Annotated in this window: 21 protein-coding genes; 8 read left to right on the plus strand and 13 right to left on the minus strand. The window is 65.7% G+C overall.

From position 1 onward, the window contains the following. The first annotated feature begins 13 nt into the window (after positions 1-13). Complete coding sequence (locus FG93_RS01840) at positions 14-1,120, plus strand: NAD(P)/FAD-dependent oxidoreductase (protein WP_043231194.1); 1,107 nt, start codon at positions 14-16, stop codon at positions 1,118-1,120. 241 nt (positions 1,121-1,361) lie between these two features. Here FG93_RS01840 and eda read toward each other — a convergent pair whose 3' ends face one another. From eda to FG93_RS01880, 8 genes are all read right to left on the minus strand, one after another. Then, entirely contained in the window at positions 1,362-2,006 is a 645-nt protein-coding gene (eda, locus tag FG93_RS01845; protein ID WP_052513220.1) for a bifunctional 4-hydroxy-2-oxoglutarate aldolase/2-dehydro-3-deoxy-phosphogluconate aldolase, read from the minus strand. A gap of 29 nt (positions 2,007-2,035) precedes the next feature. Then, entirely contained in the window at positions 2,036-2,725 is a 690-nt protein-coding gene (gene pgl / locus FG93_RS01850; protein WP_043231198.1) for a 6-phosphogluconolactonase, read from the minus strand. Continuing rightward, positions 2,722-4,230 (minus strand): glucose-6-phosphate dehydrogenase, encoded by a 1,509-nt coding sequence (zwf, locus tag FG93_RS01855; protein ID WP_244448467.1) that lies wholly within the window; start codon positions 4,228-4,230, stop codon positions 2,722-2,724. Before zwf ends, pgl begins: the two co-directional genes overlap by 4 nt. A 111-nt stretch (positions 4,231-4,341) precedes the next feature. Next, positions 4,342-5,100 carry an ABC transporter ATP-binding protein gene (locus FG93_RS01860; RefSeq protein WP_043231767.1) on the minus strand — a complete coding sequence of 253 codons (759 nt, stop codon included), beginning with the start codon at positions 5,098-5,100 and terminating at the stop codon, positions 4,342-4,344. Next, a complete protein-coding gene (locus FG93_RS01865) occupies positions 5,097-5,972 on the minus strand; it encodes an ABC transporter ATP-binding protein (RefSeq protein ID WP_200878052.1) in 876 nt (291 codons plus the stop codon). Before FG93_RS01865 ends, FG93_RS01860 begins: the two co-directional genes overlap by 4 nt. 1 nt (position 5,973) lies before the next feature. Further along, positions 5,974-6,885, minus strand: a complete 912-nt coding sequence (gene nikC / locus FG93_RS01870) for a nickel transporter permease (RefSeq protein WP_052513328.1) — start codon at positions 6,883-6,885, stop codon at positions 5,974-5,976. 4 nt (positions 6,886-6,889) lie between these two features. Continuing rightward, positions 6,890-7,849 (minus strand): ABC transporter permease, encoded by a 960-nt coding sequence (locus FG93_RS01875; RefSeq protein WP_244448479.1) that lies wholly within the window; start codon positions 7,847-7,849, stop codon positions 6,890-6,892. A 243-nt stretch (positions 7,850-8,092) separates the two neighbouring features. Continuing rightward, positions 8,093-9,682 (minus strand): ABC transporter substrate-binding protein, encoded by a 1,590-nt coding sequence (locus tag FG93_RS01880; protein WP_081881244.1) that lies wholly within the window; start codon positions 9,680-9,682, stop codon positions 8,093-8,095. Positions 9,683-9,933: 251 nt separating this feature from the next. On the opposite strand from FG93_RS01880, the gene FG93_RS01885 reads away from it, so the two are divergent. From FG93_RS01885 to pobA, 5 genes are all read left to right on the plus strand, one after another. Then, positions 9,934-13,311 (plus strand): DUF2126 domain-containing protein, encoded by a 3,378-nt coding sequence (locus FG93_RS01885; RefSeq protein WP_043231774.1) that lies wholly within the window; start codon positions 9,934-9,936, stop codon positions 13,309-13,311. Between the two features lie 8 nt (positions 13,312-13,319). Continuing rightward, positions 13,320-15,839, plus strand: coding sequence for a circularly permuted type 2 ATP-grasp protein (locus tag FG93_RS01890; RefSeq protein ID WP_043231202.1), 2,520 nt, complete (start codon positions 13,320-13,322; stop codon positions 15,837-15,839). After that, positions 15,836-16,720, plus strand: coding sequence for a transglutaminase family protein (locus tag FG93_RS01895; protein WP_043231203.1), 885 nt, complete (start codon positions 15,836-15,838; stop codon positions 16,718-16,720). Before FG93_RS01890 ends, FG93_RS01895 begins: the two co-directional genes overlap by 4 nt. Positions 16,721-16,722: 2 nt before the next feature. Further along, positions 16,723-17,424, plus strand: coding sequence for an HAD family hydrolase (locus FG93_RS01900; RefSeq protein WP_043231205.1), 702 nt, complete (start codon positions 16,723-16,725; stop codon positions 17,422-17,424). Positions 17,425-17,486: 62 nt separating this feature from the next. Then, a complete protein-coding gene (pobA, locus tag FG93_RS01905; protein ID WP_043231776.1) occupies positions 17,487-18,659 on the plus strand; it encodes a 4-hydroxybenzoate 3-monooxygenase in 1,173 nt (390 codons plus the stop codon). A gap of 3 nt (positions 18,660-18,662) precedes the next feature. On the opposite strand, the gene FG93_RS01910 is transcribed toward pobA, so the two are convergent. Further along, positions 18,663-19,022 (minus strand): helix-turn-helix domain-containing protein, encoded by a 360-nt coding sequence (locus FG93_RS01910; protein ID WP_043231207.1) that lies wholly within the window; start codon positions 19,020-19,022, stop codon positions 18,663-18,665. A gap of 100 nt (positions 19,023-19,122) precedes the next feature. On the opposite strand from FG93_RS01910, the gene FG93_RS01915 reads away from it, so the two are divergent. After that, positions 19,123-20,136 (plus strand): zinc-binding alcohol dehydrogenase family protein, encoded by a 1,014-nt coding sequence (locus FG93_RS01915; protein ID WP_043231208.1) that lies wholly within the window; start codon positions 19,123-19,125, stop codon positions 20,134-20,136. Positions 20,137-20,194: 58 nt separating this feature from the next. Here the strand turns inward: FG93_RS01915 and FG93_RS01920 are convergent, their stop codons facing one another. Together FG93_RS01920 and FG93_RS33200 are read right to left on the minus strand one after the other, a co-directional pair. Next, entirely contained in the window at positions 20,195-21,640 is a 1,446-nt protein-coding gene (locus FG93_RS01920; RefSeq protein WP_043231210.1) for an aldehyde dehydrogenase family protein, read from the minus strand. 181 nt (positions 21,641-21,821) lie between these two features. Continuing rightward, positions 21,822-21,974, minus strand: a complete 153-nt coding sequence (locus tag FG93_RS33200) for a hypothetical protein (protein ID WP_162835439.1) — start codon at positions 21,972-21,974, stop codon at positions 21,822-21,824. A 204-nt stretch (positions 21,975-22,178) separates the two neighbouring features. Between FG93_RS33200 and FG93_RS30965 the strand changes: the two genes are divergently transcribed. Further along, complete coding sequence (locus FG93_RS30965; RefSeq protein ID WP_052513222.1) at positions 22,179-22,667, plus strand: pyridoxamine 5'-phosphate oxidase family protein; 489 nt, start codon at positions 22,179-22,181, stop codon at positions 22,665-22,667. Between the two features lie 9 nt (positions 22,668-22,676). On the opposite strand, the gene FG93_RS01935 is transcribed toward FG93_RS30965, so the two are convergent. Further along, positions 22,677-23,354: a phosphatase PAP2 family protein gene (locus FG93_RS01935; RefSeq protein ID WP_052513225.1), complete on the minus strand. Its 678-nt coding sequence runs from the start codon at positions 23,352-23,354 to the stop codon at positions 22,677-22,679. A 145-nt stretch (positions 23,355-23,499) separates the two neighbouring features. Continuing rightward, complete coding sequence (locus tag FG93_RS01940) at positions 23,500-24,411, minus strand: diacylglycerol kinase family protein (RefSeq protein ID WP_043231215.1); 912 nt, start codon at positions 24,409-24,411, stop codon at positions 23,500-23,502. Positions 24,412-24,460: the final 49 nt, after the last annotated feature.

Raw genomic sequence — 24,460 nt, forward strand, 5'->3', positions numbered from 1 at the left:
TCGCAGGATCACGATGGCCGATATCGATTGCCTCGTCATTGGGGCCGGCGTTGTCGGCCTCGCAACGGCGCGCGCGCTTGCGCTCGCCGGACGCGAGGTCGTGATCGCCGAAGCCGCCGACGGCATCGGCACTCAGACCTCCGCGCGCAATAGCGAGGTCATCCATGCCGGGATCTACTACCCACCCGGCTCGCTCAAGGCGCAGGTCTGCGTCGAGGGCCGCAAGCAGCTCTATCGCTATCTCGGCGAGCGCGGCCTGCCGCACAAAGCCTGCGGCAAGCTGATCGTCGCGACATCGGCGAGCCAGCGCCCGGCGCTGGAAACGATCGCGGCGCGCGCGAAAGCCTCAGGCGTGGACTCGCTGCGCTATCTCGACACCGCAGAGGCGCGGGCACACGAGCCCGAGGTCGCCTGCGAGATCGCGCTGTTCTCGCCCGAGACCGGCGTGGTCGACAGCCACGCCTTCATGCTCTCGCTGCTCGGAGAATGCGAAGCTGCCGGCGGCTCGCTGGCCCTGAATACGCCCATCACCGGCTGGCGCCGCGAGGGCGAGGCGTTCAGCGTCGATTTCGGCGGCGACGATCCCGCAACCTATTCGGTCCGCAGCATCGTCAATTCGGCGGGCCATGGCGCGCCGCGCCTGCTCGGCAGGCTCGACGGCTTTCCTGCCGCACACGTGCCAAAGCAGTCTTTCGCCAAGGGCAACTACTTCGCGCTGCTGGGGAAGCAGCCCTTCTCACATCTGGTCTATCCGATCCCGGAAGCAGCCGGGCTCGGCATCCATGCCACGATCGACATGGCCGGGCGGGTCAAGTTCGGCCCGGATGTCGAATGGGTGGATGACGACCAGGATCTGGTCGTCGACCCGGCCCGGGCCGAGACATTCTACGCGGCGATCCGAACCTACTGGCCCGGTCTGCCGGATGGTGCGCTGGTCGCGGATTATGCCGGCATCCGGCCGAAGCTGCATGGACCGACGGAGCCGATGCCGGATTTCCGCATCGACGGACCGGCCGTCCATGGCATGCCGGGGCTGGTCAACCTGCTCGGGATCGAGAGCCCCGGGCTGACCTCCTCGCTCGCGATCGCGGAGCTGGTGGCGGAAAGGCTGCCGGCATGACGGAGTGCGCTTCGCTCCGTCGGCCAGATCATGGCAGTCGGCAGAACTCGGAGACCGGCATAGCCCGGTCAGCTCCGCGGCGTTTCATATCGGAAAGCCCGGTCCAGAGGCAGCGAGAACCGCCGCCTCAAGGATGACGCCTAGATCATCGGACCGGAAATCGTATCCGGCCCGATCATCTAGCCCTTTGTGCTTGCATCGGCTTTCCCGAAAACCGCAATCCACTTTTCGGGCCGATGCTTTAGCCGCGGATCGCCTTCACGGCGTCCCGCGCTTCCCTCGCAAGCTGGGTCACGCGCGCCCAGTCGCGTTTCGCAACAGCATCCGCCGGCACGAGCCAGGATCCCCCGACACAGATCACCTGCGGCAAAGCAAGGTAGTCGGCGAGATTGGCGAGGCTGACGCCGCCGGTCGGGCAGAATTTCAGCTGCGGGAACGGCCCGGATAACGCCTTCAGCACCGGCGTGCCGCCCGCCTGCTCGGCCGGGAAGAACTTGCAGGTGACCCGGCCGGCCGAGACGGCGCGCATGCAGTCCGAGGCCGTCGCCACACCCGGCAACCAGGGCAGGCCGGCCGCGCGCATCGCCTCGTCCACCGCCTCGCTGAACCCCGGGCTGACCACGGCCTGCGCGCCCACCCGCTTGACCTCTGCAACCTGCAAGGGCGTCACGACTGTGCCGGCAACGGAAAGGATTTCCGGCACCTCGCGGGCGATCCTCTCAAGCGCGGCCAGCGCGGCAGGGCGACGCAGCGTGACTTCGATCACATCGATGCCCCCCGCAAGCAGAGCGCGGGCCAGTGGGACCGCGACCTCGGCCTCGTCGATCACGACGACCGGGACAACGCCACAGGCTTTGAGGCGTGCAATTTCGGGTTCGCCTGACATCGGCTCGATCTCCTCGCTGAGCGTCTCGCTTAAGCTCTGGCCCAGTAAACGTCGAGCCCCTGCGGTCGTCGCAGCAGGATGCCGACCGGATAGGCCGCCGGAAGTTCTTGCGCCGTCGCCAGGGTCGTTTCCTTCTCCTTGCCGGCAATGAGCAGGGTTGCCCAGCCTGCCTTCGCGATTCGCGCCGCCGACAGGGAGATGCGAGGCGGCAGGCCGGGCGGACGAGCCGCGACGGCGTGGACAGCGTCATCGCTCCGCGCGGCAGCATCATCGCCGGGAAAGAGCGAGGCGATGTGCCCATCGGCGCCCATGCCACTGACCAGGATATCGATCGCAGACAGGCGCGAGAGCACGGCATCGAGGCTGCGCGCTGCTGCCGCGAGATCGTCTCCGGCATTGTGGAAGGAAACGAAGCTGGCCTTCTCGTCACGCAAGGGGGAGAAGGCGTCCCGGATCATGCGCTCGTTCGAGGCGGCATCGTCGGGCGCCACGAAGCGCTCGTCGGTCGGCATCACGGTAACCCTGTCCCAGGCGAGGTCGTGCGCGCCGAGCGCCGCGAGAAAGCGCGCCGGCGTGGTGCCGCCGGGGACGGCGAGCACCGCTTCTCCCCGGGCGTCTATGGCGGCACGCAGCCGAACTGCGACGGCTTCGGCCAGCGCCTCGGAGGCGCCGGCCAGCGCCTCGAAACGATGCCAGGCAAGCGGCCCCGCCGCGCTCATTCCATCAGCTCCGGGTCGGCCCAGGAGCGCCCCTCGCGCTCGATCAGACCGATCGCCTGAGACGGCCCCCAGGAGCCGGCGGCATAGCGATGCGGCTGCGGATAGTACTCCTGCCACCCGGCAATGATCGGATCGATCCAGGCCCAGGCCTGCTCGACCTCGTCACGGCGCATGAACAGGGTCTGGTCGCCGCGGATCACATCGGTCAGCAGCCGCTCATAGGCGTCGGGAGAGCGCACGCCGAAGGCGGTGTCGTAGCGCAGATCGAGCTGGCGCGGGACGATCTTGAGCTTGCCGGAGCCCGGCACCTTCATCATCAGCTGCATCTGCACGCCGTCATTGGGCTGCAGCCGGATGATCAGGCGATTGGCGTCGAGGCGCCCGCAATCGGCGGCGCTTCCGAAGATCGAGTGCGGCACCGGCTTGAAGGTGACGGCGATCTCGGAATAGCGCTGCGCCATGCGCTTGCCGGTGCGCAGATAGATCGGGACGCCGGCCCAGCGCCAGGTTTCGAGCTCGCAGCGGATCGCGACGAAGGTTTCGGTGTTGCTGGCATGGCCGAGTTCCTCGGCATAGCCATGGACGCGTGTGCCGCCGCTGACGCCCTGACCATATTGCCCGCGCACGGTCGCCCGCAACACATCGGGACCGACGATCGGCTTGAGGGCCTTCAACACCCGCATCTTTTCGTCGCGGACAGCATCGGCTTCCAGCAGGTTCGGCGGCTCGATCGCGAAGAGGCAGAGCAATTGCAGCACGTGGTTCTGCACCATGTCACGCAGGTGCCCGGCCTTGTCATAATAGCCGGCGCGCGACTCGAGACCGACCGTCTCGGCAACCGTGATCTGGACATTGTCGATGTCGCGGCTCGACCAGGAGCGCTCGAACAGGGTGTTGGCGAAGCGCAGCACCAGCAGGTTCTGGACCGTCTCCTTGCCGAGATAATGATCGATCCGGTAGGTGCGGCTTTCCGGAAGGATCCTCGCCACCGCATCGTTGATCTCGCGGGCGGAGGCGAGATCCCGCCCCAGCGGTTTTTCAAGAATGACGCGCGAAGTCGGCGTCAGGATGCCGGCGCCGGCGAGGTTCTCGCAGATCGGGATGAAAAGGTCGGGCGGTGTCGAGAGATAGAAGGAGCGCACGCGCTCCGAATCGCCGAGTTCCTGCCGCAGGCCGGCATAGGTCTCCGGCTTCAGCGCATCGACCTGCACCACGGTAAGCCTGCGCAGGAATGTCTCGATCCTGGCCGGGGAAAGCCCCTCTTCGGCAAGCTTCCGGCTGATCTCGCCGGGCAGCCCGGCAACATCCTCACTTTTGCGCACCATCGCCAGGATGCGACTTTCCTCCGGCAGCACGCCTTCCTGATTGCGCTGGGCCAGCGCCGGAAAGAGCTTGCGCAGGGCAAGGTCGCCACTGGCACCGAAGATCACGAGATCGAACGGGGGAACCGGCGTGCGCTCCGGCGCAGCTTCGAGCTTCATGAGATGATCGGCGACGGCATCCATGGGCGTACACACTCCGCAACAGCGAATACAGCCAAGCTAGCCGATCGCTGCGACGAGAGTTAGACGGTTTTGGCGCGCCGCCCAAGCAGGCAGGACGCGCAACCCTGCCGCTCAGGCGGTCTGCCGCCGGAAACCTTCGCTCGCGGTCAGCAATTGCTGGGCATAGGCCGTCTGCGGCGACCGTGCGGCCAAGGTGTCTGCCGTCATCTCCTCGACGCCACGGCCGAACTGCATGACCAGCAACCGCTCGCACATATGGGCGACGACCGCGAGATCGTGGCTGACCAGGATATAGGTCAGCTTGCGCTCCTTGCGCAGCGCCTGGAGCAGGTTCAGCACTTCGGCCTGGATCGAGACGTCGAGCGCCGAAGTCGGCTCGTCGAGCAGCAGGATCGTCGGCTCGAGCACCAGCGCCCGCGCGATCGCCACGCGCTGGCGCTGACCGCCGGAGAGCTGATGCGGGAAGCGGAAGCGGAACGAGTTCGGCAGCCCGACATCCTTCATGGCGCGTTCGATCCGTGCCTCGGCGTCGCCGATGCCATGGATGGCCAGCGGCTCGGCCAGGGTATCGTCGACCGTCTTCTTCGGGTGAAGGCTGCCATAAGGGTCCTGGAAGACCATCTGCACGGCGCGATAGAAGGCTTTGTCGCGGATCTTGGACTGCTTGCTGCCCAGGATCGTGACGTCGCCGCTCCACTCGCGGTTGAGGCCGGCGAGGACGCGCAGCACGGTCGACTTGCCCGAGCCGGATTCGCCGACGATGCCGTAGCTCTCGCCGGATGCGACCGAGAAGGAGAGGTCCTTCACGACATGGGAGTCGCCGAAGGAAACGTTCAGCTTCTCGACAACGATGGCGGGGTTCGTGTTCATGCCAGCCATGCCGGGTCACGTTTCAGGGTGGCGAGCTTGTCCTTGGGATGATCGAGATCCGGCAGGCAGTCGAGCAGGCCGAGCGTATAGGGGTGGCGATGAGCGCGTGCGCTCTCGTCGGCGAGCTCGGCGGCCGGCAGCGTCTCCATCGCCTTGCCGCCATACATGACGATGACGCGGTCGCAGAAGGACTGCACGAGATGCAGGTCGTGGCTGATGAAGATCAGCCCCATGCCGCGGCTGGTGACGAGATCGTCGAGGATCTTCAGCACCTGCAGTTGCACGGTGACATCGAGGGCCGAAGTGGGTTCGTCGGCGATCAGGATGTCGGGCTCGGCGATCAGCATCATCGCGATCATTACGCGCTGCCCCATGCCGCCCGAGACTTCGTGCGGGTAGAGATCGTAGACGCGCGCCGGCTCGCGGATCTGTACCGCTTCCAGCATGGTGAGGCTGCGCTCTTTGGCCTCACGCGAACTCGCCTTGTGATGGACGCGATAGGCTTCCGCGATCTGCTCGCCCACCGTCTTCACCGGATTGAGCGAGAATTTCGGATCCTGCATCACCATCGAGATATGGCGGCCCCGCAGCTTGCGGCGCGAGCCTTTGTCCATCGTCAGCAGGTTCTGCCCGCGATAGACGAGCTTGTCGGCCTGAACCTCGCCGGGATGGGGAATAAGGTCGAGAATGGCGCGCCCGGTCATCGACTTGCCGGAGCCGGACTCGCCGACGATGCCGAGCCGTTCGCGACCGAGCGTGAAGGAGAGCCCGCGCACGGCGCGGACAATGCCGGTCGCGGTGTGGAAATTGACCCGCAGGTTGTCGAGTTCGAGCAGCGGCTGTTCGATGGGGCTATCTGGTGCGCGCATCATCTCACCTCGCATCCATGACGTCGCGCAGGCCGTCGCCCAGCAGGTTGAAGCCGAGCGCGACAACGCAGATGGCAAGGCCGGGGAAGGTCGCGACCCACCACTGGTCGAAGATCTGCTCGCGGCCGGCGGAGATCATCGCGCCCCATTCCGGGATCGGCGGCTGCGCGCCGAGGCCAAGGAAGCCGAGACCGGCGGCCGTCAGGATGATGCCGGCCATGTCGAGGGTGGTCCGCACGATCAGCGAAGGCAGGCACATCGGCACGACATGCCTGAGCACGATCCGCCATTGCGAAGCCCCCTGCAGCCGAACCGCGGAAATGTAGTCCTGGTTGCGGATGATCAGCGTCTCGGCGCGGGCGACGCGCGCATAAGGCGGCCAGGCCGTGAACGCGATGGCGATGACCGCGTTTTCAAGGCCGGGACCAAGTGCCGCGACGAAAGCGAGCGCGAGCACCAGGCGCGGGAAGGCCAGGAAGACGTCGGTGATGCGCATCAGGACACGATCGACCCAGCCGCCGAGATAGCCCGAGGCAGCACCGATCAGGAGGCCGATCGGCCCCACGGTGATGACGACGAGCAGCACGATGACGAGTGTGACGCGCGAGCCGTAGACAACCCGGCTGAAGATGTCCCGGCCGAGTGAATCCGTGCCGAACCAGTTCGTTGCCGACGGCGGCAGCAGGCGCTTGTCGAGGGCCTGCGCCAGCGGATCATAGGGCGCGAGCAGGGGCGCGAAGGCAGCGGCAAGCAGCAGCAGCACGACGATCGTCAGTCCGATGACGGCTGCGGGGTTGCGCCGGAAGGCGAGCCATTGCCGATAATACTGGCCGAGCCGCGCCTGACGGCGCGACGCGGGGGAATCGGTGATGAGCCAGGCGGTCCAGCCGGACGAGGTGTGTTCGGTCAAGGCCATGTCCTCAGCGCGCCCGCGGATCGGCCAGCCGGCCAATGATGTCAGAGAACAGATTGACCCCGATGAAGACCGCGCCAACCACCAGCGTGCCGCCGAGCACGGCGTTCATGTCGGCATTGAGCAGTGAATTGGTGATGTAGCGGCCGAGGCCCGGCCAGGCGAAGATCGTCTCGGTCAGCACCGAGCCTTCGAGCAGATGCATGTAGGAGAGCGCGATCACCGTCACGAGCGGCACGACGGCGTTGCGCAGGGCGTGGCCCCAGATAACCTGCCACTCCGACACGCCCTTGACCCTGGCGGCGATGACATATTGCTGCTGGAGTTCGTTGATCATGAAGCTGCGCGTCATGCGGCTGATATAGGCGACGCTGAGCAGGCCCAGCACGGAGGCCGGCAGGATAAGATGGGAGAAGGCGTCCCAGAACGCATCCCACTCACCTTGCATGGCGGCATCGAGCATGATCACGCCGGTGATCGGCGTCACGAAATCCTGATACGCCACCGAAATGCGCCCGGGCCCGCCAACCCATCCGAGCTTGGCGTAGAACAGCAGCAGGCCCATGAGTCCGAGCCAGAAGACCGGGATCGAATAGCCGATCAGCCCGATGACGCGGGCGATCTGGTCGGGCCAGCGGCCCTGGTGGACGGCGGCGACGATGCCGAGCGGCACGCCCAGCATGATGCCGATCAGCGTGCCCAGCGTCGCCAGCTCAAGCGTCGCCGGGAAGACGGTCTTGATGTCGTCGGCCACCGTGTTCGACGTCAGCACGGAACGTCCGAGATCGCCGGTGAAGACCTTGCCGATATAAATGGCGAATTGCTGCCAGAGCGGCTTGTCGAGGCCGAGGTCGAGCCGCGCCTTCTCGTAGACATCGGCAGGAGCGCGGTCACCGACCACGGCGAGCACCGGGTCGATCGGCATCACGCGTGCGATCAGGAAGGTGACGAGCAGAAGCCCGAACATCGTGATGGCGACGGTGCTGAGCTCTCGCCCGGCAATCTTGCCCCAGCGGCCCGATTTGCCCGCCCATGTCTCTCGCGATGACGCCATGCAACCAACCACTGTACAAAAGCCCGAAGAAGGGCGCTTCCGGAAGCCATGGCGCGCGGGAATGCAATCCCCTCGCCCGCGGTATTCAACAGAAAAGAATAGAAATAAGCCCGCCGCAGCCCTTTGGCCGCGGCGGGTTCCGTCAGAAGACGAGTCTCAGTTCTTGGCGATCGGCCAGTAGAAATTGGTGTCGGAGCTCGGCCCGATCACCCAACCCTTGACGTTCTTGCGCTCGGCTGTGACCTCGACCTGCTGGAACATGATCACGAAGGGCGAAACCTTCTGGTGCTCGCGCTGCAGGCTTTCATAGGTTGTCTTGCGCTTGGCCGCATCGGTCTCGAGCACGGCAGCCTGGGCCACCTTGGTCATGTCCGGGATATCCCAGGCATTGCGCCAGGCGAGCGTCTTCGACTTCGCATCTTCGCCATTGTTCTCGTTGATGGCGAAGGTTTCGGCATTGGTGTGCGGATCGAGATAATCCGGCCCCCACTGGCCGATATAGATGTCGTGGGTGCGGGCGCGATACTTGGTCAGCGTCTGCTTGCCGTCGCCCGGGATCAGCTCGAGCTTGATGCCGGCCTGGCCCCAGCTCGACTGGATCGCCTGCGCGATATCGGTGATCGGAGAGACCGAGCGGACGTCCATGGTGACGGTGAAGCCATTCGGCAGGCCGGCCTTGGCGAGCAGCTCCTTGGCCTTGGCGGGGTCGAACTTGTACGGCTTGTCGTCGATGGCCCCCAGGAAGCCCTTCGGCAGGAAGGACTCGTGGTGCTTGTAGGTGCCCTCGACGATGTTGCGCTCGATCGACTGGTAGTCGACCAGCCACTTCAGCGCTTCGCGCACCTCAGGCTTGTTCAGGTTGGCGTTCTTCTGGTTCAGGCCGAGATAGAGAATGTAGCCCTTGTCGCCCTGGACGATCTGGATGTCGGACTTCTCCTTCACCGCGGCGAGCTGGTCCTTGGAGAGGTTGCGGGCCATGTCGATGTCGCCCTTCTCCAGCAGCAGGCGCTGCGAGGCCGGCTCGGCGACGTGGCGTACGATCACGCGCTTGTTCTTCGGCGCGCCCTTGTACCAGGTCTCGTTGGCATCGAGCGCGTACTGCTCATTGGGACGATAGGCGCGGACTTTGTAGGCACCGGAACCGGCCGAGTTCAGCTTGAGCCAGGCATTGCCGAAATCGCCGTCCTTCTCGTTCGCCTTGACCAGCTTGGAATCGACGATCGAGGCAACGCCGGAGGTCAGGCAGTTCAGGAAGAAGGTCGGAGCGAAGGGCTTGGAGACCGTGACGACGACGGTGTTGTCATCGGTGGCCTTCACCTTCTCGAGGACATTCTCCTTGGTGAAGCCGAACTGGGTGAGGATGAAGCCCGGCGACTTGTTGAGCGTGACCGCGCGCTGGAAGGAATAGACCACGTCGGCTGCGGTCAGCGCGTTGCCCGAATGGAACTTCACGCCCGGGCGGAGTTTGAAGGTGTAGGTGAGATTGTCCTCACTGACAGTCCATTTCTCGGCAAGCTCGCCGACGAGGTCGTTATTCTTGGCGAGATCGACGCCGATCAGCTTGTCATAGACATTGGCACCGACTTCGACGCCCGAGAACTCGAAGGCTTCGGCCGGATCGAGCGTAATGATGTCGTCGATCTGCTTGGCCATGACCACCGTATCCTTCGGTGTCTGGGCCATGGCTGTCGTCGCCATCAACGCCGTAAAGGCGGAAGCGACCATCAATTTCGCAACGTGACGCATGGAATATCCCCATTGGTTCATAGGGCGGCCGTTTCGCCGCCGCTTGGGCGCTATGTGTGGCCAGATCGGGCCCGATGTCCAGCGGCTCGAAAGTTGCGCTGCGCGCTGCGCACAGGGCTGCACTCTTCTTGCGCAACGGATTGATAGACCGACGCATTCTTGCGCAGCGACAGCTTTGCGAGCAATCGAAGCTGAGGCTATCCTGAGGCAGAGCCGTGCCGCAGGCACGCCCGACCGAGCAGGTGTCGCCCTTGGCCATCATCGCCGCGCTGAACCACGTCACCCATTATCGCTATGACCGCCCTGTCGTGCTCGGCCCGCAGATCATCAGGCTGAGGCCCGCTCCGCATTGTCGCGCAGCGATCAAGAGCTACGCGCTCAAGGTCTCGCCAGCACAGCATTTCGTGAACTGGCAGCAGGACCCGAGCGGCAACTGGCTCGCCCGTTATGTCTTTCCCGAACCGGTGAGCGAATTCCGCATCGAAGTCGATCTCGTCACCGAGCTTTCGGTGATCAATCCCTTCGATTTCTTCGTCGAGACCAATGCGGAGATCTTTCCCTTCGTCTATCCCGAGGAGCTCCAGGCCGAGCTCGCTCCCTATCTCGTCACGGAGCCGGCCGGACCGCTGCTGATCGATCTCCTCGCCGGGATTCCGCGCGAGCCGGTCAACACCGTGAACTTCGTCGTCGATCTCAATGCCCGGCTGCAGGGCATGATCGCCTATGGCATCCGCATGGAGCCCGGCGTGCAGGAGCCGGAGCACACGCTCCAGATCAAGTCGGGCTCGTGCCGCGACACGAGCTGGCTGCTCGTCCAGATCCTGCGCCAGCGCGGGCTCGCCGCCCGCTTCGTCTCCGGCTACCTGATCCAGATGAAGGCGGATATCGATCCGCTCGAAGGGCCGCGCGGCACCGACAAGGATTTTACCGATCTCCACGCCTGGGCCGAGGTCTATATTCCCGGCGCGGGCTGGATCGGGCTCGATCCGACATCGGGACTGCTGACCGGCGAAGGCCACCTGCCCCTCGCGGCGACACCGCATTTTCGCTCGGCCGCGCCAGTGAGCGGCATTGCGAGCTATGCCGAGACGACCTTCGACTTCGCGATGAGCGTCGAGCGCGTGCATGAAGTGCCGCGGATCACCCTGCCCTTCTCCGACGAGTCGTGGCAGCGCCTCGATGCCCTGGGTGAAAAGGTCGATGGCGATCTCGCGGCGCAGGATGTCCGCCTGACCATGGGCGGCGAGCCGACCTTCGTCGCGACCGATGATCAGGAGGGCGCGGAGTGGAATACCGCCGCTGTCGGCCCGACCAAGCGCCGGCGCGCCGACGAACTGATCCGCCGGCTGCGCAACCGCTTCGCGCCGGGCGGCATGCTGCATTACGGCCAAGGCAAGTGGTATCCGGGGGAGAGCCTGCCGCGCTGGGCCTTCGCGCTTTACTGGCGCGAGGACGGCGAGCCGATCTGGCGCAATGCGGCACTGATCGCGCGCGAGCCCGGCGCCGCGACCGGCGGCGACCGTGAACGGGAAGCGGAGACCTCGACCCACGATGCCGAAACGCTCGCATCGGGACTTGCCGAGAAACTGGGCATCGGGGCCGACCATGTGCTGCCCGCCTATGAAGATACCGGCCACTGGCTGCTTAAGGAGGCGCAGCTTCCTGACAATGTCGATCCGCTCGACCCGCGCCTCGCCGACCCGGAGGAACGGGCGCGCATGGCCCGCGTCTTCCAGCTCGGCCTCGGCAATCCGCGCGGCTATGTCATTCCGGTGCAACGCTGGCAGAGCCAGGCGGGCGACCGGCGCTGGCGCTCCGAAAAATGGACGCTGAGACGGGGCAAGCTCTTCCTGATGCCGGGTGATTCACCTGTCGGCTATCGCCTGCCGCTCGGCTCGCTGCCAGCCGTGCCCGAAGCGGAGTACCCGCATATCCATCCACAGGATCCGATGGAGGCGCGCGGCCCCCTGCCCTCGTCCGGCAGCGCGACCGCGGCGCCCGCGGCGGAGCCTGCGCCGGCGGCGGATGGACATGCCCAATTCTCGATCCCGGGCGAGGCCCCCGCTGGTGCCGCGGCCCAGGACCGCGTCGAACAGGAGATCGGACGCGAGCATGTGCGCACCGCGCTTAGTCTCGAGGTCAGGGACAATGTGCTCTGCGTCTTTCTGCCTCCCGTCGAGCGACTGGAGGATTATCTCGACCTTATCGCCAGCGTCGAGGCCGTGGCCGAGCAGACCGGAGTCGCTGTTCATATCGAGGGTTATGCTCCGCCCTCCGACCCGCGCCTCAACGTCATCAAGGTGACGCCCGACCCCGGCGTGATCGAGGTCAACATTCATCCCGCAAAGAGCTGGCGCGACGCTGTCTCGATCACGCGCGGCGTCTATGAGGAGGCTCGTCAGGCCAGGCTCTGCGCCGAGAAGTTCATGGTCGACGGCCGCCATACCGGGACGGGCGGCGGCAACCATGTCGTTCTTGGCGGCGTCACGCCGCCCGACAGCCCCTTCCTGCGCCGCCCTGATCTGCTGAAGAGCATTATCCTCTACTGGCAGCGCCACCCTTCCCTGTCCTTCCTGTTCTCCGGCCTGTTCATCGGGCCGACCAGCCAGGCACCACGCATCGACGAAGCGCGGCACGACCAGCTCTACGAGCTCGAAATCGCCCTCGCGGCGGTGCCGAAGCAGGGAGAGAAACCGATTCCGCTCTGGCTCGTCGACCGGCTCTTCCGCAACCTGCTGGTCGATGTTTCCGGGAACACCCACCGCACCGAGATCTGCATCGACAAGCTCTATTCTCCCGACGGACCGACCGGCCGTCTGGGCCTGATCGAGTTCCGCTCCTTCGAGATGCCACCGGATGCGCGCATGTCCCTGGCGCAGCAGCTTCTGGTCCGCGCGCTGATCGCCTGGTTCTGGCGCGAGCCGCAGCAGGGCAAGCTGGTGCGCTGGGGCACGAGCCTGCATGACCGCTTCATGCTGCCGGAGATGATCTGGCAGGATTTCCGCGAGGTGCTCGCCGATCTCGCGCATGCCGGCTATCCGTTCGATCCGGTCTGGTTCGAGGCGCAGCAGGAATTCCGCTTCCCGTTCTACGGCAAGGTCAACCATGGCGGGGTCGAGCTCGAACTGCGCCAGGCCCTCGAACCCTGGCACGTCATGGGTGAGCAGGGAGCGATCGGCGGCACAGTGCGCTATGTCGATTCCTCGGTGGAGCGGCTGCAGGTCAAGGCAAGCGGGCTCGTTCCCGGCCGCCACATCATCACCTGCAACGGACGGCGCCTGCCGATGAGCCCGGTCGCGGGCTCCAGCGAGGCGATCGCGGGCCTGCGCTTCAAGGCCTGGCAGCCGGCCTCGGGGCTGCACCCGACGATTCCCGTGCATGCGCCGTTGACCTTCGACATCGTCGACAGTTGGGTCGGCCGGTCGCTCGGCGGTTGCGTCTACCATGTCGCTCATCCCGGCGGGCGCAATTATGAGACACCCCCGGTGAATTCCTACGAGGCCGAGGCCCGCCGTCTCGCCCGTTTCGAATCGATCGGTCATAGTCCCGGCGCGCTGGTGATTCCGGAAGAAGAGCGCAGCCCGGAATTCCCGATGACCCTCGATCTGCGCCGTCCAGCGGGACTCTAACCAAGGCCATGGCTTTGCAGGGCCGATCGCCGTCGACACGTCTCAGAGCGGAGCGGCGCAATGCGCTGCTGGCCGATTATCGCCCATTGCCCGGAGCCCATGACGAGCTCATGGCGCCGGATGGCAGCATACGCCCGCATTGGGAACCGTTCCTCGCCGAGTGGAGCGGGCTCTCCCAGGATGAGCTCGGCCATCGCTTCGGGCTGGCTGATCGGCATGTCCGAGACACAGGCGTGTCCTATCGCGTGCATGGCGATCTCGACGCGAGTGACCCGCTGGCCGGGGAGCGCTCCTGGCCGCTGAATCATGTGCCGCTGATCATCCCGGGCGCGGAATGGCAGACCATTGCTGCCGGCGTGGCGCAGCGCGCGACGCTGCTGTCCTCCCTGCTTGGCGACATCTATGGACCCGGCGAGATGATCGCCAAAGGCCTGCTGCCCGCGGCGGTCGTGACCGGCAGCCCGGATTACCTCCGCCCTCTGCAGGGAACGGCCAATGGCGGCACGCTCCAGCTCTATGCCGCCGATCTCGGACGAGGGCCGGATGGGCGCTGGTGGGTGCTCGGTGATCGCACGCAGGCGCCCTCCGGAGCGGGCTATGCGCTGGAGAACCGGCTCGCCCTTGGCCGCGCCTTCCCGGACCTGTTCCGGGCCATGAATGTCGAGCGGCTGGCCTCGTTCTTTCAAGGTTTCCGGGCTGGCCTCGCTGCAAGCTCGCGCCGGGTCGAGCCGCGGATCTGTCTGCTGACACCGGGCGCGCTCAACGAAAGCTATTTCGAGCACGCCTATCTCGCACGCTATCTCGGCTTTCTGCTGGTCGAAGGCGGCGACCTCCTGATGCGCGACGGACGCGTGCATGTCCGCACCATCGCGGGCCTGAAGCGCGCCGACGTGATCTGGCGGCGGATCGACGGCGATTTCTCCGACCCGCTCGAACTCAACTCAGCCTCGGCTCTCGGCGTCGCCGGTCTCGTCCAGGCCGTGCGGCAAGGCAATGTCCAGATCGCCAACGGGCTCGGCTCGGGCGTTGTCGAAGCACGCGCGCTCATGGGGTTCCTCCCGGCCCTCGCTGAGCACGTCCTCGGCGACGAGCTGATCCTGCCGCATATCGCGACATGGTGGTGCGGGCAGCAGCGCGCGCGGTCCGAGGTGATCGACCGGCTCGACGAGATGAGCATCTCGTCCGCCTTCCGCGCCTCGGTCGACGGCCTCAATGGCAACACGATCCTGCCCGGCGATCTTTCGCCTGATGCCCGCTCGGCGTTGCGGGCGCGGATCGAGGCGCGCGGGCTCGACTATGTCGGGCAGGAGATCGTGCGCCTCTCGACCATGCCGGTCTTCCAGGGTGGCCGGCTGCAGCCGCACCCGATGACGCTGCGCGTCTTCGCGGCTGCGACTCCCGATGGCTGGAAGGTGATGCCGGGCGGCTTCTGCCGCATCTCCGAGGATGTGGACGCGCGCGCCGTCACGCTCGGCAGTGGCGTGCGCTCCAGCGATGTCTGGATCACCTCCGACAAGCCCGTCGAGCAGGTGACCTTGCTGCCAAGCGCCGACCGCATCAGCATCCGCCGTGTCATTGGCACCATGCCGAGCCGCGCGGCCGACAACCTGTTCTGGCTCGGACGCTATCTCGAACGGACCGAAGCGACCTTGCGCCTGGTGCGCGCACTGCTCGGCCGGCTGATCGATGCCGACGACGCCACGCCCGAGCGGGCGGAGACCCTGCGCCGCCTCGCCAACCTGCTGATCGCCTGGGGCGCCGCCCCGGCGGGCAAGGACCATTCCACGGCCTCCAAGGCCTCCGCTGCCCTGCACAGCGTTGACCAGTACGGCTCCGCGCTTTCGTCCGTCCGCGAAGCGCGGCGCACCGCATCGGTCATTCGCGAACGCCTGTCGATCGACGCCTGGCGCCTCTTCGGCGACCTGCAGCGACAGCTGACGCTCAGCGGCGACGAGCCGAGCGAGGGCGATGCCTATGAAACGGCCGACACGGCCCTGAAGACGCTCGCCGCCTTCTCGGGCCTGAGCCAGGAGAACATGGTGCGGGGCGCGGGCTGGCGCTTCCTCGATATCGGGCGGCGGCTGGAGCGCGGCATCGCGACCTGCCGTTTTGCCCGCCATTTTGCCGACTCGTCCGCGCCGGGCGACTGCCTCGACGCCCTGCTCGACCTGACCGATTCCCAGATCACGTACCGCTCCCGCTATCTGCTCGGCCCGGCGCTCGCCCCCGTCCTCGATCTCGTGATGCTCGACCCGTATAACCCGCGCTCCGTCGCCTTCCAGATCGACCGCCTCGATGTCGAGATCGCCGCGCTGCCGACGCTGAGCGAAGACGGCATGCTGGAGGCGCCGCGCCGGCTCGCGCTCAAGCTCGCGGCCGAATGCCGGACCGCCGAGGCAAGCCGCCTCGATCGCACCAGCATCCTGCTGTTCGAGCAGTTGCTGATGGGGTTGGCCAGCGCCGTGGCGGACCGCTATTTCCTGCAGAACAGCGAACCGGAAGGTTCGCGGATGACAGGCATCGCGTGATCTACGACGTCCGTCACGTCACGACCTATGCCTATGGTCGACCTGTGCCCTTCGCACGCTGCATCCTGCGGCTGCTGCCGCGCGACGGCGTCGGCCAGAGCGTGCGCAAGAGCAGCCTGAGCGTGACGCCGCGCACCAGCGAGCGCAATGACGGGATCTGCTTCTTCGGCAACCACATGACGACCTTGACCATCACCAAGCCGCATCGCGAGCTGAAACTCGACATGCGGGCTCGGGTCGAGGTCAACCGGCCGGCGGCGCCCTTTCCCGGGTTGACGCGCTGTTGGGAAGAGGTCGGCGCGCTGGCTCTCGCTTCCAGCAGCCTTGCCCCCAATTCCCCGGCGCACCAGCTCTATCCAAGTCGGCTGGTGCCACCGGTCGCCGAGGTGGTCGACTATGCGCGCGACAGTTTTGCGCCGCAGCGCCCCGTGCTGGAGGCTGCGAGCGAGCTGATGCGCCGCATCCGCACCGATTTCGCCTATGATCCTGAGGCCACCGAGGTCTCGACCCCACTCGCGGAGGCCTTCCGCCAGCGCCATGGCGTCTGCCAGGATTTCGCGCATATCATGATCGCCGGCCTGCGCGGGCTCGGCCTGCCTGCGGCCTATGTCAGCGGCTATATCCGCACCATTCCGCCCCCGGGGGAGAAGCGTCTAGAAGGGGCCGATGCCAGCCATGCCTGGGTGCATCTCTGGTGCGGGCCCGAGACGGGCTGGATCGGTCTCGACCCGACAAACGACCTCATTGTCGCAGACGATCATATCGTTACCGCGATCGGCCGCGATTATGCCGACGTCTCGCCGCTCGATGGCGTGATCGTCGGCCCTGGCACGCAAAAGGTCGGCGTCGCGGTCGATGTCATCCCGATCCAGGAAGCCTGACCATGCTGCCGCTGCGTGGACTGCTCTTCGACAAGGACGGGACTCTGCTCGACTATGCCGCGAGCTGGCCGCCGATCAACCGCGAGGCCGGGCTTCTCGCGGCCGATGGCGACGCGGTGCTGGCCGCCGACCTGCTGCGACGCGCGGGGGCCAATCCGCAGACCGGCCAGGCGCTGGCCGACAGCCTGATTGCGGCCGGGAATACCGAGGAATTGGCGCGAGCGTGGCATGAAGCCGGAAGCCCGCTCGGGATTGCCGCGCTGGTCGAGCGTCTGGACGCTCTCTTTCAGGCCGCAGTCGTGCGGATGGTCCCGGTCTGCGAGCTGTCTGCGCTGTTCGATCGCCTGCGCGCCCGCGATCTCGCGCTCGGGATCGCCTCCAGCGACAGCGCCGCAGCGGTATCGGCCACGGCCACGCATTTCGGCATCGCGCCGCATCTCTCCTTCATCGCCGGCTATGATTCCGGCCATGGCGCCAAACCGGGCCCCGGCATGGTGCAGGCCTTTTGCGCCGCTTGCGGGATTGCGGCGGGCGAAGTCGCGGTGATCGGCGACAACGCCCATGACATGGAGATGGGCCGTGCGGCCGCGGCCGGCCTGCGCATCGGCGTGCTGACGGGAACCGGAACGCGCGCGACGCTGGAGCCGATCAGCGATCTCTGCCTCGGCAGCATCGCGGAGCTGGAGATCACGCTTTTCCCGTGATCGTTGCTATGGCAACTTAATCGCGGCTCGCCGGCTGAGAGCGAGGGTTGCAGGGAACGCTCGTGCGCACGCAGGTCGCCATCATCGGCTCGGGGCCGGCCGGACTTCTGCTCGGCCAGTTGCTGCACAAGGCCGGCATCGACACCGTCATCATCGAGCGCAAGAGCCGCGATTATGTGCTTTCACGCATTCGCGCCGGCGTGCTGGAGCAAGGCATGGTGCGGTTGCTCGAGCAGGTCGGTGCCGCGGGCCGGCTGCATGCCGAGGGGCTCAGGCATGACGGCTTCGACCTGCTCTTCGGTGGGATGCGCCACCATGTCGACCTCGCCCGACTGACCGGCGGGCAGCACGTCACCATCTATGGCCAGACTGAAGTCACACGCGACCTGATGGACTTGCGCGAGGCGTCCGGTGCCGCGACCGTCTTCGAGGCTGAAGATGTCGCGCCGCATGATTTCGACCGCGACAGACCCTCTGTCACCTTCGTCAGGGATGGTCAGGCACAGCGCCTCGATTGCGACGTCATCGCCGGTTGCGACGGATATCACGGCATTTCGCGCGCCAGTATTCCCGAGGCTGCACTCCAGAGCTTCGAGCGGGTCTATCCCTTCGGCTGGCTGGGCGTCCTCGCCGAGGTGCCACCCGTCTCGCATGAGCTAATCTATGCCGGCGATGAGCGCGGCTTCGCGCTCTGCTCGATGCGCTCGTCCCACCGCAGCCGCTACTACGTGCAGTGCTCGCTCGACGACCATGCCGAGAACTGGTCGGATCAGCGCTTCTGGGGCGAATTGCGCCAACGCCTTGACCCAGCGACGGCCGAGGCGCTCGTCACCGGCCCGTCAATCGAGAAAGCGATCGCGCCGCTGCGCTCCTTCGTCGCCGAGCCGATGCGGTTCGGGCGCCTCTTCCTCGCCGGCGATGCCGCCCATATCGTGCCGCCGACCGGCGCGAAGGGACTCAATCTCGCAGCCAGCGACGTGCATTACCTGTCGCAGGCGCTGATCGAGCATTTCACGGAGCGCTCATCGGCCGGGATCGACGCCTATTCGGCCAAGGCCCTGGCGCGTGTCTGGAAGGCCGAGCGCTTCTCCTGGTGGATGACCTCGCTGCTGCACCATTTCCCGGAGAACGGTGCCTTCGCACGGCGGATGCAGCGGGCGGAGCTGGATTATCTCGTCTCGTCGGACCACGCCATGGCGGCGCTGGCCGAGAACTATGTCGGACTGCCCTATTGAGGCTCAGGCAGCCTCTTCGACCAGCGGCGCATTCTGCAGATTGGCTTCGCCCCAGGCCTTGAGCGCCTGGATGATCGGCTCGAGGCTCCGCCCACGCGCCGAGAGACTGTATTCCACCCGAGGCGGTACTTCGGGGTAGACGACGCGAATGATCAGGCCGTCGGCCTCCAGCTCGCGCAGCTGATTGGTAAGCATGCGCTGCGTCACCTGCGGCATGCGCTTGCGGATGCCGTTGAAGCGCATCGTCCCGTCCATCAGGAAATAGAGGATGATGCCCTTCCACTTGCCATCGATCAGGGCGAGCGTGCTCTCGACCGGACAGCCCGGCAAGCAGTTCAGGGTCTTGTGACGCGCCCGGCGCATGACGGTATCCTTTTCGACACTATAGGCGAAAATTGTGCGTTCTTGCGGCGAGCGAGTGTATCTCTCATCTCAGGGTTCCCCGCAATCAAGGAGCCTCGCCATGCGCGCCATCGGCTATCGCAAATCCCTCGCCATTCGATCGGACGAGGCCTTGCTCGACCTCGATCTGCCCGAACCCATCGCAAGCGGGCGAGACCTGCTCGTCGCGGTGAAAGCCGTCTCGGTGAATCCGGTCGACACCAAGGTGCGCATGCGCAGCGAGCCGAAGCCTGGCGATACCAAGGTGCTCGGCTGGGACGCAGCCGGGATCGTCAAGGCGGTGGGGCCCGAGGTGACGGGCTTCAAACCGGGCGATGCAGTGTTCTATGCCGGCGCGATCGATCGCCCTGGCAGCAATGCCGAGTTCCATCTCGTCGATGAGCGCATCGTCGGGCCGAAGCCCGCTACGCTCGGCTTCGCCGAGGCCGCCGCGCTGCCGCTGACCGCGATCACCGCCTGGGAGACGCTGTTCGACCGGCTCAAGGTCAAGGACCCGGTGCCCGGCGCGGCCAAGGCGATCCTGATCATCGGCGGTGCTGGCGGTGTCGGATCGATTGCGATCCAGCTCGCGCGTCAACTGACCGATCTGACCGTGATCGCCACCGCCTCGCGGCCCGAGACGCAGGCCTGGGCGCTGGCACTGGGGGCCCATCACGTCGTCGATCATATGCAACCGCTCGCCGTGCAGGTCGCGGCCTTGGGGATCGGTGCGCCAGGGTTCGTGTTCTCGACGACCCATACCGACACGCATATGCCGGCGATCCTCGAACTGATCGCGCCGCAGGGGCGGATCGCACTGATCGACGATCCAAAGACGCTCGATGCCATGCCGCTGAAGAGCAAGAGCCTGTCGCTGCACTGGGAGATGATGTTCGCCCGCTCGCTGTTCCAGACGGCGGACATGCAGGCACAGGGCGATCTGCTGGCGGAGGTCGCGCGGCTTGTCGATGCCGGCAAGGTCCGAACCACGCTGAGCGAGAGTTTCGGGACGATCAACGCCGCCAATCTGAAGCGGGCGCATGCGCTGATCGAGAGCCATCGCGCCAAGGGCAAGATCGTGCTGGAAGGCTTCTGAACGAGTGAAGGGCCGCGCCTTGCCGGCGCGGCCCTTCACTCAGACAGCTAAGCCGGGATCAGGCCAGCGTGTAGGCCGTCTTTACCGTGGTGTAGAATTCCCGGGCATAGGCACCCTGCTCGCGCGGGCCATAGCTCGAGCCCTTACGCCCGCCGAACGGCACGTGATAGTCGACACCGGCGGTCGGCAGGTTGACCATCACCATGCCGGCCTCGCTGTTGCGCTTGAAATGCGTCGCGTGCTTCAGCGAGGTCGTGCAGATGCCGGCGGCAAGGCCGAACTCGGTGTCATTGGCGATCGCCAGCGCCTCTTCATAGTTCTTGGCGCGGATCACGCTCGCAACCGGACCAAAGACCTCTTCGCGCGAGATGCGCATGGCATTGGTGGCCTCGGTGAAGAGAGCAGGCTGCATGTAGAAACCGGGGCTCTCGCGACTGAGCACTTCGCCACCCCAGGCGAGCTTGGCACCCTCGTCCTTGGCAATGGCGAGGTATTTCAGGTCCTGGTCCAACTGGCTCTGATCGACGACCGGGCCGATATGAGTGCCGGCCTTCAGCGCATCGTCGACGACGAGGCCCTTCATGCGCTCGACCGCAGCCTCGACGAAGCGATCATGGATGCCGTCGGTGACGATCAGGCGCGAGGAGGCGGTGCAGCGCTGGCCGGTCGAGAAGAAGGCGCCGTTGACCGCGGTCTCGACCGCGAGCTTGAGATCGGCATCGTCCAGCACGACGAGCGGGTTCTTGCCGCCCATCTCGAGCTGAACCTTCTTCATCGGGTTGGAGGCGATGCATGCGGCTGCAACCTTGCGACCGGTCGAGACCGAGCCGGTGAAGCTGATCGCATGCACGTCCTTGTGCTCGAGCAGCGCCTGGCCGACCACCGAACCGCGCCCCATGACGAGGTTCAGCACACCCTTGGGCAGGCCCGCGCGCTGGATGATGTCGACCAGCGCCCAGGCCGAGCCTGGCACGAGATCGGCCGGCTTGATCACGACGCAGTTTCCGTAGGCGAGCGCAGGGGCGATCTTCCAGCCGGGGATCGCGATCGGGAAGTTCCAGGGCGTGATCATGCCGATGATGCCGACCGGCTCGCGCGTGACCTCGACGCCGACGCCCGGGCGAATGGAAGGGATCGCCTCACCGGCGAGGCGCAGGCACTCGCCGGCGAAGAAGGCGAAGATCTGGCCGGCGCGTGTCGCCTCGCCAATGCCTTCCGGCAGCGTCTTGCCCTCTTCTCGCGAAAGCAGGCGGCCAAGCTCTTCCTTGCGGGCGAGGATCTCGTCCGAGGCCTTCTTCAGGATCTCGTAGCGCTCCTGCGGAGTCGTACGGCTCCACGCCGGAAACGCAGCCTTCGCAGCCGCGACGGCGTTGTTCAGGTCCTCGACCGAACCCTGCGCATATTCGCCCACAACGTCATTGGTGTTGGAGGGGTTGATGTTGCGCGAGGCGTTCGAGCCGCCCACCCGTTCACCGGCGATCAGGTTCTTGAAAATCTCAGTCATCGCAGCCTCTCGACCAGTCGGGGAAATTCTTGATGCCGGTGTTAACGCCTTTGTCAGGCGAAGGCCATTCGTCTCGATCATGGCTCACCGGCGCCTCAATCCGCATACAGTATGCAGAGAGTTTTTGTCGAGGCGATCGACGCATAGGCCGGGCGGCGGCTCGGTTGCGTGGGGAGACGGCTCACTTCCCCTTGATCGACAGCCCATTCTTTCCGACCGAGATCTCGATACCATCCGGCTTCTTCTTCTCCTCGTAGAGGGCGTAGCCGGTCACGGCGGGGCCGATGACCAGAATGGCGGCGAGCAGCAGAAGCGTGTTTCGGGAAGCAAGCATCAGCGATCCTGTGGTCCAGACACCGCGCTTGGGGGCGGGCATCTGGTCAACGCTTCGCGAGTGCATACATCATTCCGTGACCGGCATTGCCTTGCAGCGGAAAGGCGTGAAGAGTTCGCGTTGCCTCGTCATTGGGGAACGCGCATCCCCCAGGCGCGTTCCCCAATGACGAGGTCAGCGGCATGCATGGAAGGAGAAGCGACAATGGTCGAGACACCGTTCCAGCAGCGAATATGGACCGCCCTCACCGATCACACGATCTGCATGGTTTCGACCATCGTCAGCGGCCGGATCAGGACGCGCCCGATGTCGGGTCATGTCGATCGAGAAGAGCACCGCATCCTGTTCGTCACGCACAGCCATACGGGCCCGGTCGAGGAGCTCGATGCGACGCAAACCGCCTCGATCGCCCTAAGCGATGAGAACCACAATTTCTATGCGACGATCGAATGCCATGCCGAGCGGCTTGATGACCATCAGTTGATCAAGAGTATCTGGAGCCCGCTGGTCGGAGCCTGGTTTCCGAATGGCCCTGACGATCCGGATGTGACCTTGCTGGCGCTGTCGCCGGTCTCAGCCGAGATCTGGGACGGCCCATCGAGTGCCGTCGTCATCGCCTTCAAGCTGGCCACGGCCAAGATCCTCGGGCGCACACCCGACCTCGGTGTCAACACCACGATCGATATGCGCTGAAGCGACGGATCAGCCGGCGAATGGTGCGCCCGCACCGGCTCGCTCGCCTCTCTCAATGCTCCGCCCGACAAGGGCGACCGACAGGCTCGACCACGCAATGCCGAGGCACCAGCCGGCCAGAACATCGCTTGGCCAATGGACGCCCAGATAGATCCGGCTCACACCAATCAGCAGCATCAGAACCCACGCCACTCCGATGCTGAGCCTCGTGATATCCCGATGTCGCGACGCCAGCCCGGTGAAACCGGCGATGCTGAGCAGGACCACCGCCGATAGAAAGGCATGACCGCTCGGAAAGCTCGCGGTGAAGACGATCGCGGTCGGCTCGACGACATCGGGGCGCGCCCGGCCGATTCCGATCTTCAACCCCGTGCTGACCAGCGTTGCCAGCATGACGTTGACTGCGAGGGCTATGGCGAGGCGCCGATAGCCGGCAAGCCAGAGGGCGAGCGTCGCCGCGAGGCTCATGACGCCGAGCCCGACGAAACTGCCGAGCCCGCTGATGTCACGCATCATCTCGGGCAGCCAATGCGGCCCGATCGGCGTAGCCGGGTCCCCCTCCTGCCGGAACAGCAGGATGAGGCCGGTATCGAAGGCGAAGGTCCGGCCGGACAGGATGAACAGCGTCAGGCCGAGAAAGGCGAAGGCTGCGGCCAGCGGGACAAGAATGCGGGGATGAAGCAACATCGAATTCCTGAATGATGGCTACCGACCGGATGGGGACGCGCCTCTAGATCATCGGACCGGATATCGTATCCGGTCCGATGATCTAACCTTTTTGTGTTTGCGTCGGCTTTCCCGAAAACCGCAATCCACTTTTCGGGCCCATGCTTTAGCCGTGCGCCTGACCAGAGGGCACGCGGCCAGCGATGATGCGCACCGCCTTCGGAAGAAGGCGATAGCAGAGCTCACCGGCCTTGCGCTCGACCTCGCCGTCAAAGGTGATGTGGCCGCGCTTCTTGTCGCGACGCGTCAGCGTGACTTCGTCACCGGTATAGGAGGTCAGGTTCTGGGACGAGCGCCAGCGCCCGGATGCGACCGACAGCGCTGCCTTGGTGCGCGAAAGGAGGCCACCCGCATTGAGGATATGGACCTCGAAGACGCCGCCATCGAGCTTGCTGCGGCGCCATTCGGGCCCATCGAAACTGTTGATCGTGACGAGCACGGCATCCGCCTCGACCTGATGGTGCTCCTGGCCGATCCGGATGTCGACGGTGATGGCTCGGGTGAACAGGATGGAGCGTGTCGCAGCGACCGCAAAGCCGACCGCGCGGCTGAATGGAAAGCGCCTGCGCGCATATTCACGTTCGCGGGCCATCAGGCTGAAGAAGCCCATTCCCGAGATCGAGTGGAACAGCCGGCCGTTGACGCGGCCGATGTCCATCGCCACCGGCGCGCCCGCGCAAAGCGCTTCGATCTGCCCTTCCAGTGTCCCGATGAGGCCGAGATCCCGCGCAAGGATATTCACCGTCCCGAGCGGGAGTATCCCAACGGGCCGTCCGGCCTGGAGCAGGATCGGCAGCACGCCGTTGATCGTGCCGTCGCCGCCAGCGATCACGGGTGTTGCCGCATCATCCGTGATCGCCATCGAAAGGGCGCGATGCAACTCGCGCGGCGGCACAAGCCTGACGTCCGCCTTGCAATCATGTGCATGGAACGCGGCTTGGATCCTGGCTGCGAAGGCCTCAGGCCCTGCGGCCAGCACGGTTCCCGCCCGCGCATTGACGATCACGATATGGCGCATGACGCCCTGATATCATCCCATCCATGCCGGAGTTCCGGGCGACTCGGCA

This window comes from Allobosea sp. LC85 (assembly GCF_000735605.1).
Taxonomy (GTDB): domain Bacteria; phylum Pseudomonadota; class Alphaproteobacteria; order Rhizobiales; family Beijerinckiaceae; genus Allobosea.

Coding starts and splice junctions, on each gene's coding strand:
- FG93_RS01840 (WP_043231194.1), top strand. CDS start 14: ATGGCCGATATCGATTGCCTCGTCATTGGGGCCGGCGTTGTCGGCCTC.
- eda (WP_052513220.1), bottom strand. CDS start 2,006: ATGTCAGGCGAACCCGAAATTGCACGCCTCAAAGCCTGTGGCGTTGTC.
- pgl (WP_043231198.1), bottom strand. CDS start 2,725: ATGAGCGCGGCGGGGCCGCTTGCCTGGCATCGTTTCGAGGCGCTGGCC.
- zwf (WP_244448467.1), bottom strand. CDS start 4,230: ATGGATGCCGTCGCCGATCATCTCATGAAGCTCGAAGCTGCGCCGGAG.
- FG93_RS01860 (WP_043231767.1), bottom strand. CDS start 5,100: ATGAACACGAACCCCGCCATCGTTGTCGAGAAGCTGAACGTTTCCTTC.
- FG93_RS01865 (WP_200878052.1), bottom strand. CDS start 5,972: ATGATGCGCGCACCAGATAGCCCCATCGAACAGCCGCTGCTCGAACTC.
- nikC (WP_052513328.1), bottom strand. CDS start 6,885: ATGGCCTTGACCGAACACACCTCGTCCGGCTGGACCGCCTGGCTCATC.
- FG93_RS01875 (WP_244448479.1), bottom strand. CDS start 7,849: ATGTTCGGGCTTCTGCTCGTCACCTTCCTGATCGCACGCGTGATGCCG.
- FG93_RS01880 (WP_081881244.1), bottom strand. CDS start 9,682: ATGCGTCACGTTGCGAAATTGATGGTCGCTTCCGCCTTTACGGCGTTG.
- FG93_RS01890 (WP_043231202.1), top strand. CDS start 13,320: ATGGCTTTGCAGGGCCGATCGCCGTCGACACGTCTCAGAGCGGAGCGG.
- FG93_RS01900 (WP_043231205.1), top strand. CDS start 16,723: ATGCTGCCGCTGCGTGGACTGCTCTTCGACAAGGACGGGACTCTGCTC.
- FG93_RS01910 (WP_043231207.1), bottom strand. CDS start 19,022: ATGCGCCGGGCGCGTCACAAGACCCTGAACTGCTTGCCGGGCTGTCCG.
- FG93_RS01915 (WP_043231208.1), top strand. CDS start 19,123: ATGCGCGCCATCGGCTATCGCAAATCCCTCGCCATTCGATCGGACGAG.
- FG93_RS01920 (WP_043231210.1), bottom strand. CDS start 21,640: ATGACTGAGATTTTCAAGAACCTGATCGCCGGTGAACGGGTGGGCGGC.
- FG93_RS33200 (WP_162835439.1), bottom strand. CDS start 21,974: ATGCTTGCTTCCCGAAACACGCTTCTGCTGCTCGCCGCCATTCTGGTC.
- FG93_RS30965 (WP_052513222.1), top strand. CDS start 22,179: ATGGTCGAGACACCGTTCCAGCAGCGAATATGGACCGCCCTCACCGAT.
- FG93_RS01935 (WP_052513225.1), bottom strand. CDS start 23,354: ATGTTGCTTCATCCCCGCATTCTTGTCCCGCTGGCCGCAGCCTTCGCC.
- FG93_RS01940 (WP_043231215.1), bottom strand. CDS start 24,411: ATGCGCCATATCGTGATCGTCAATGCGCGGGCGGGAACCGTGCTGGCC.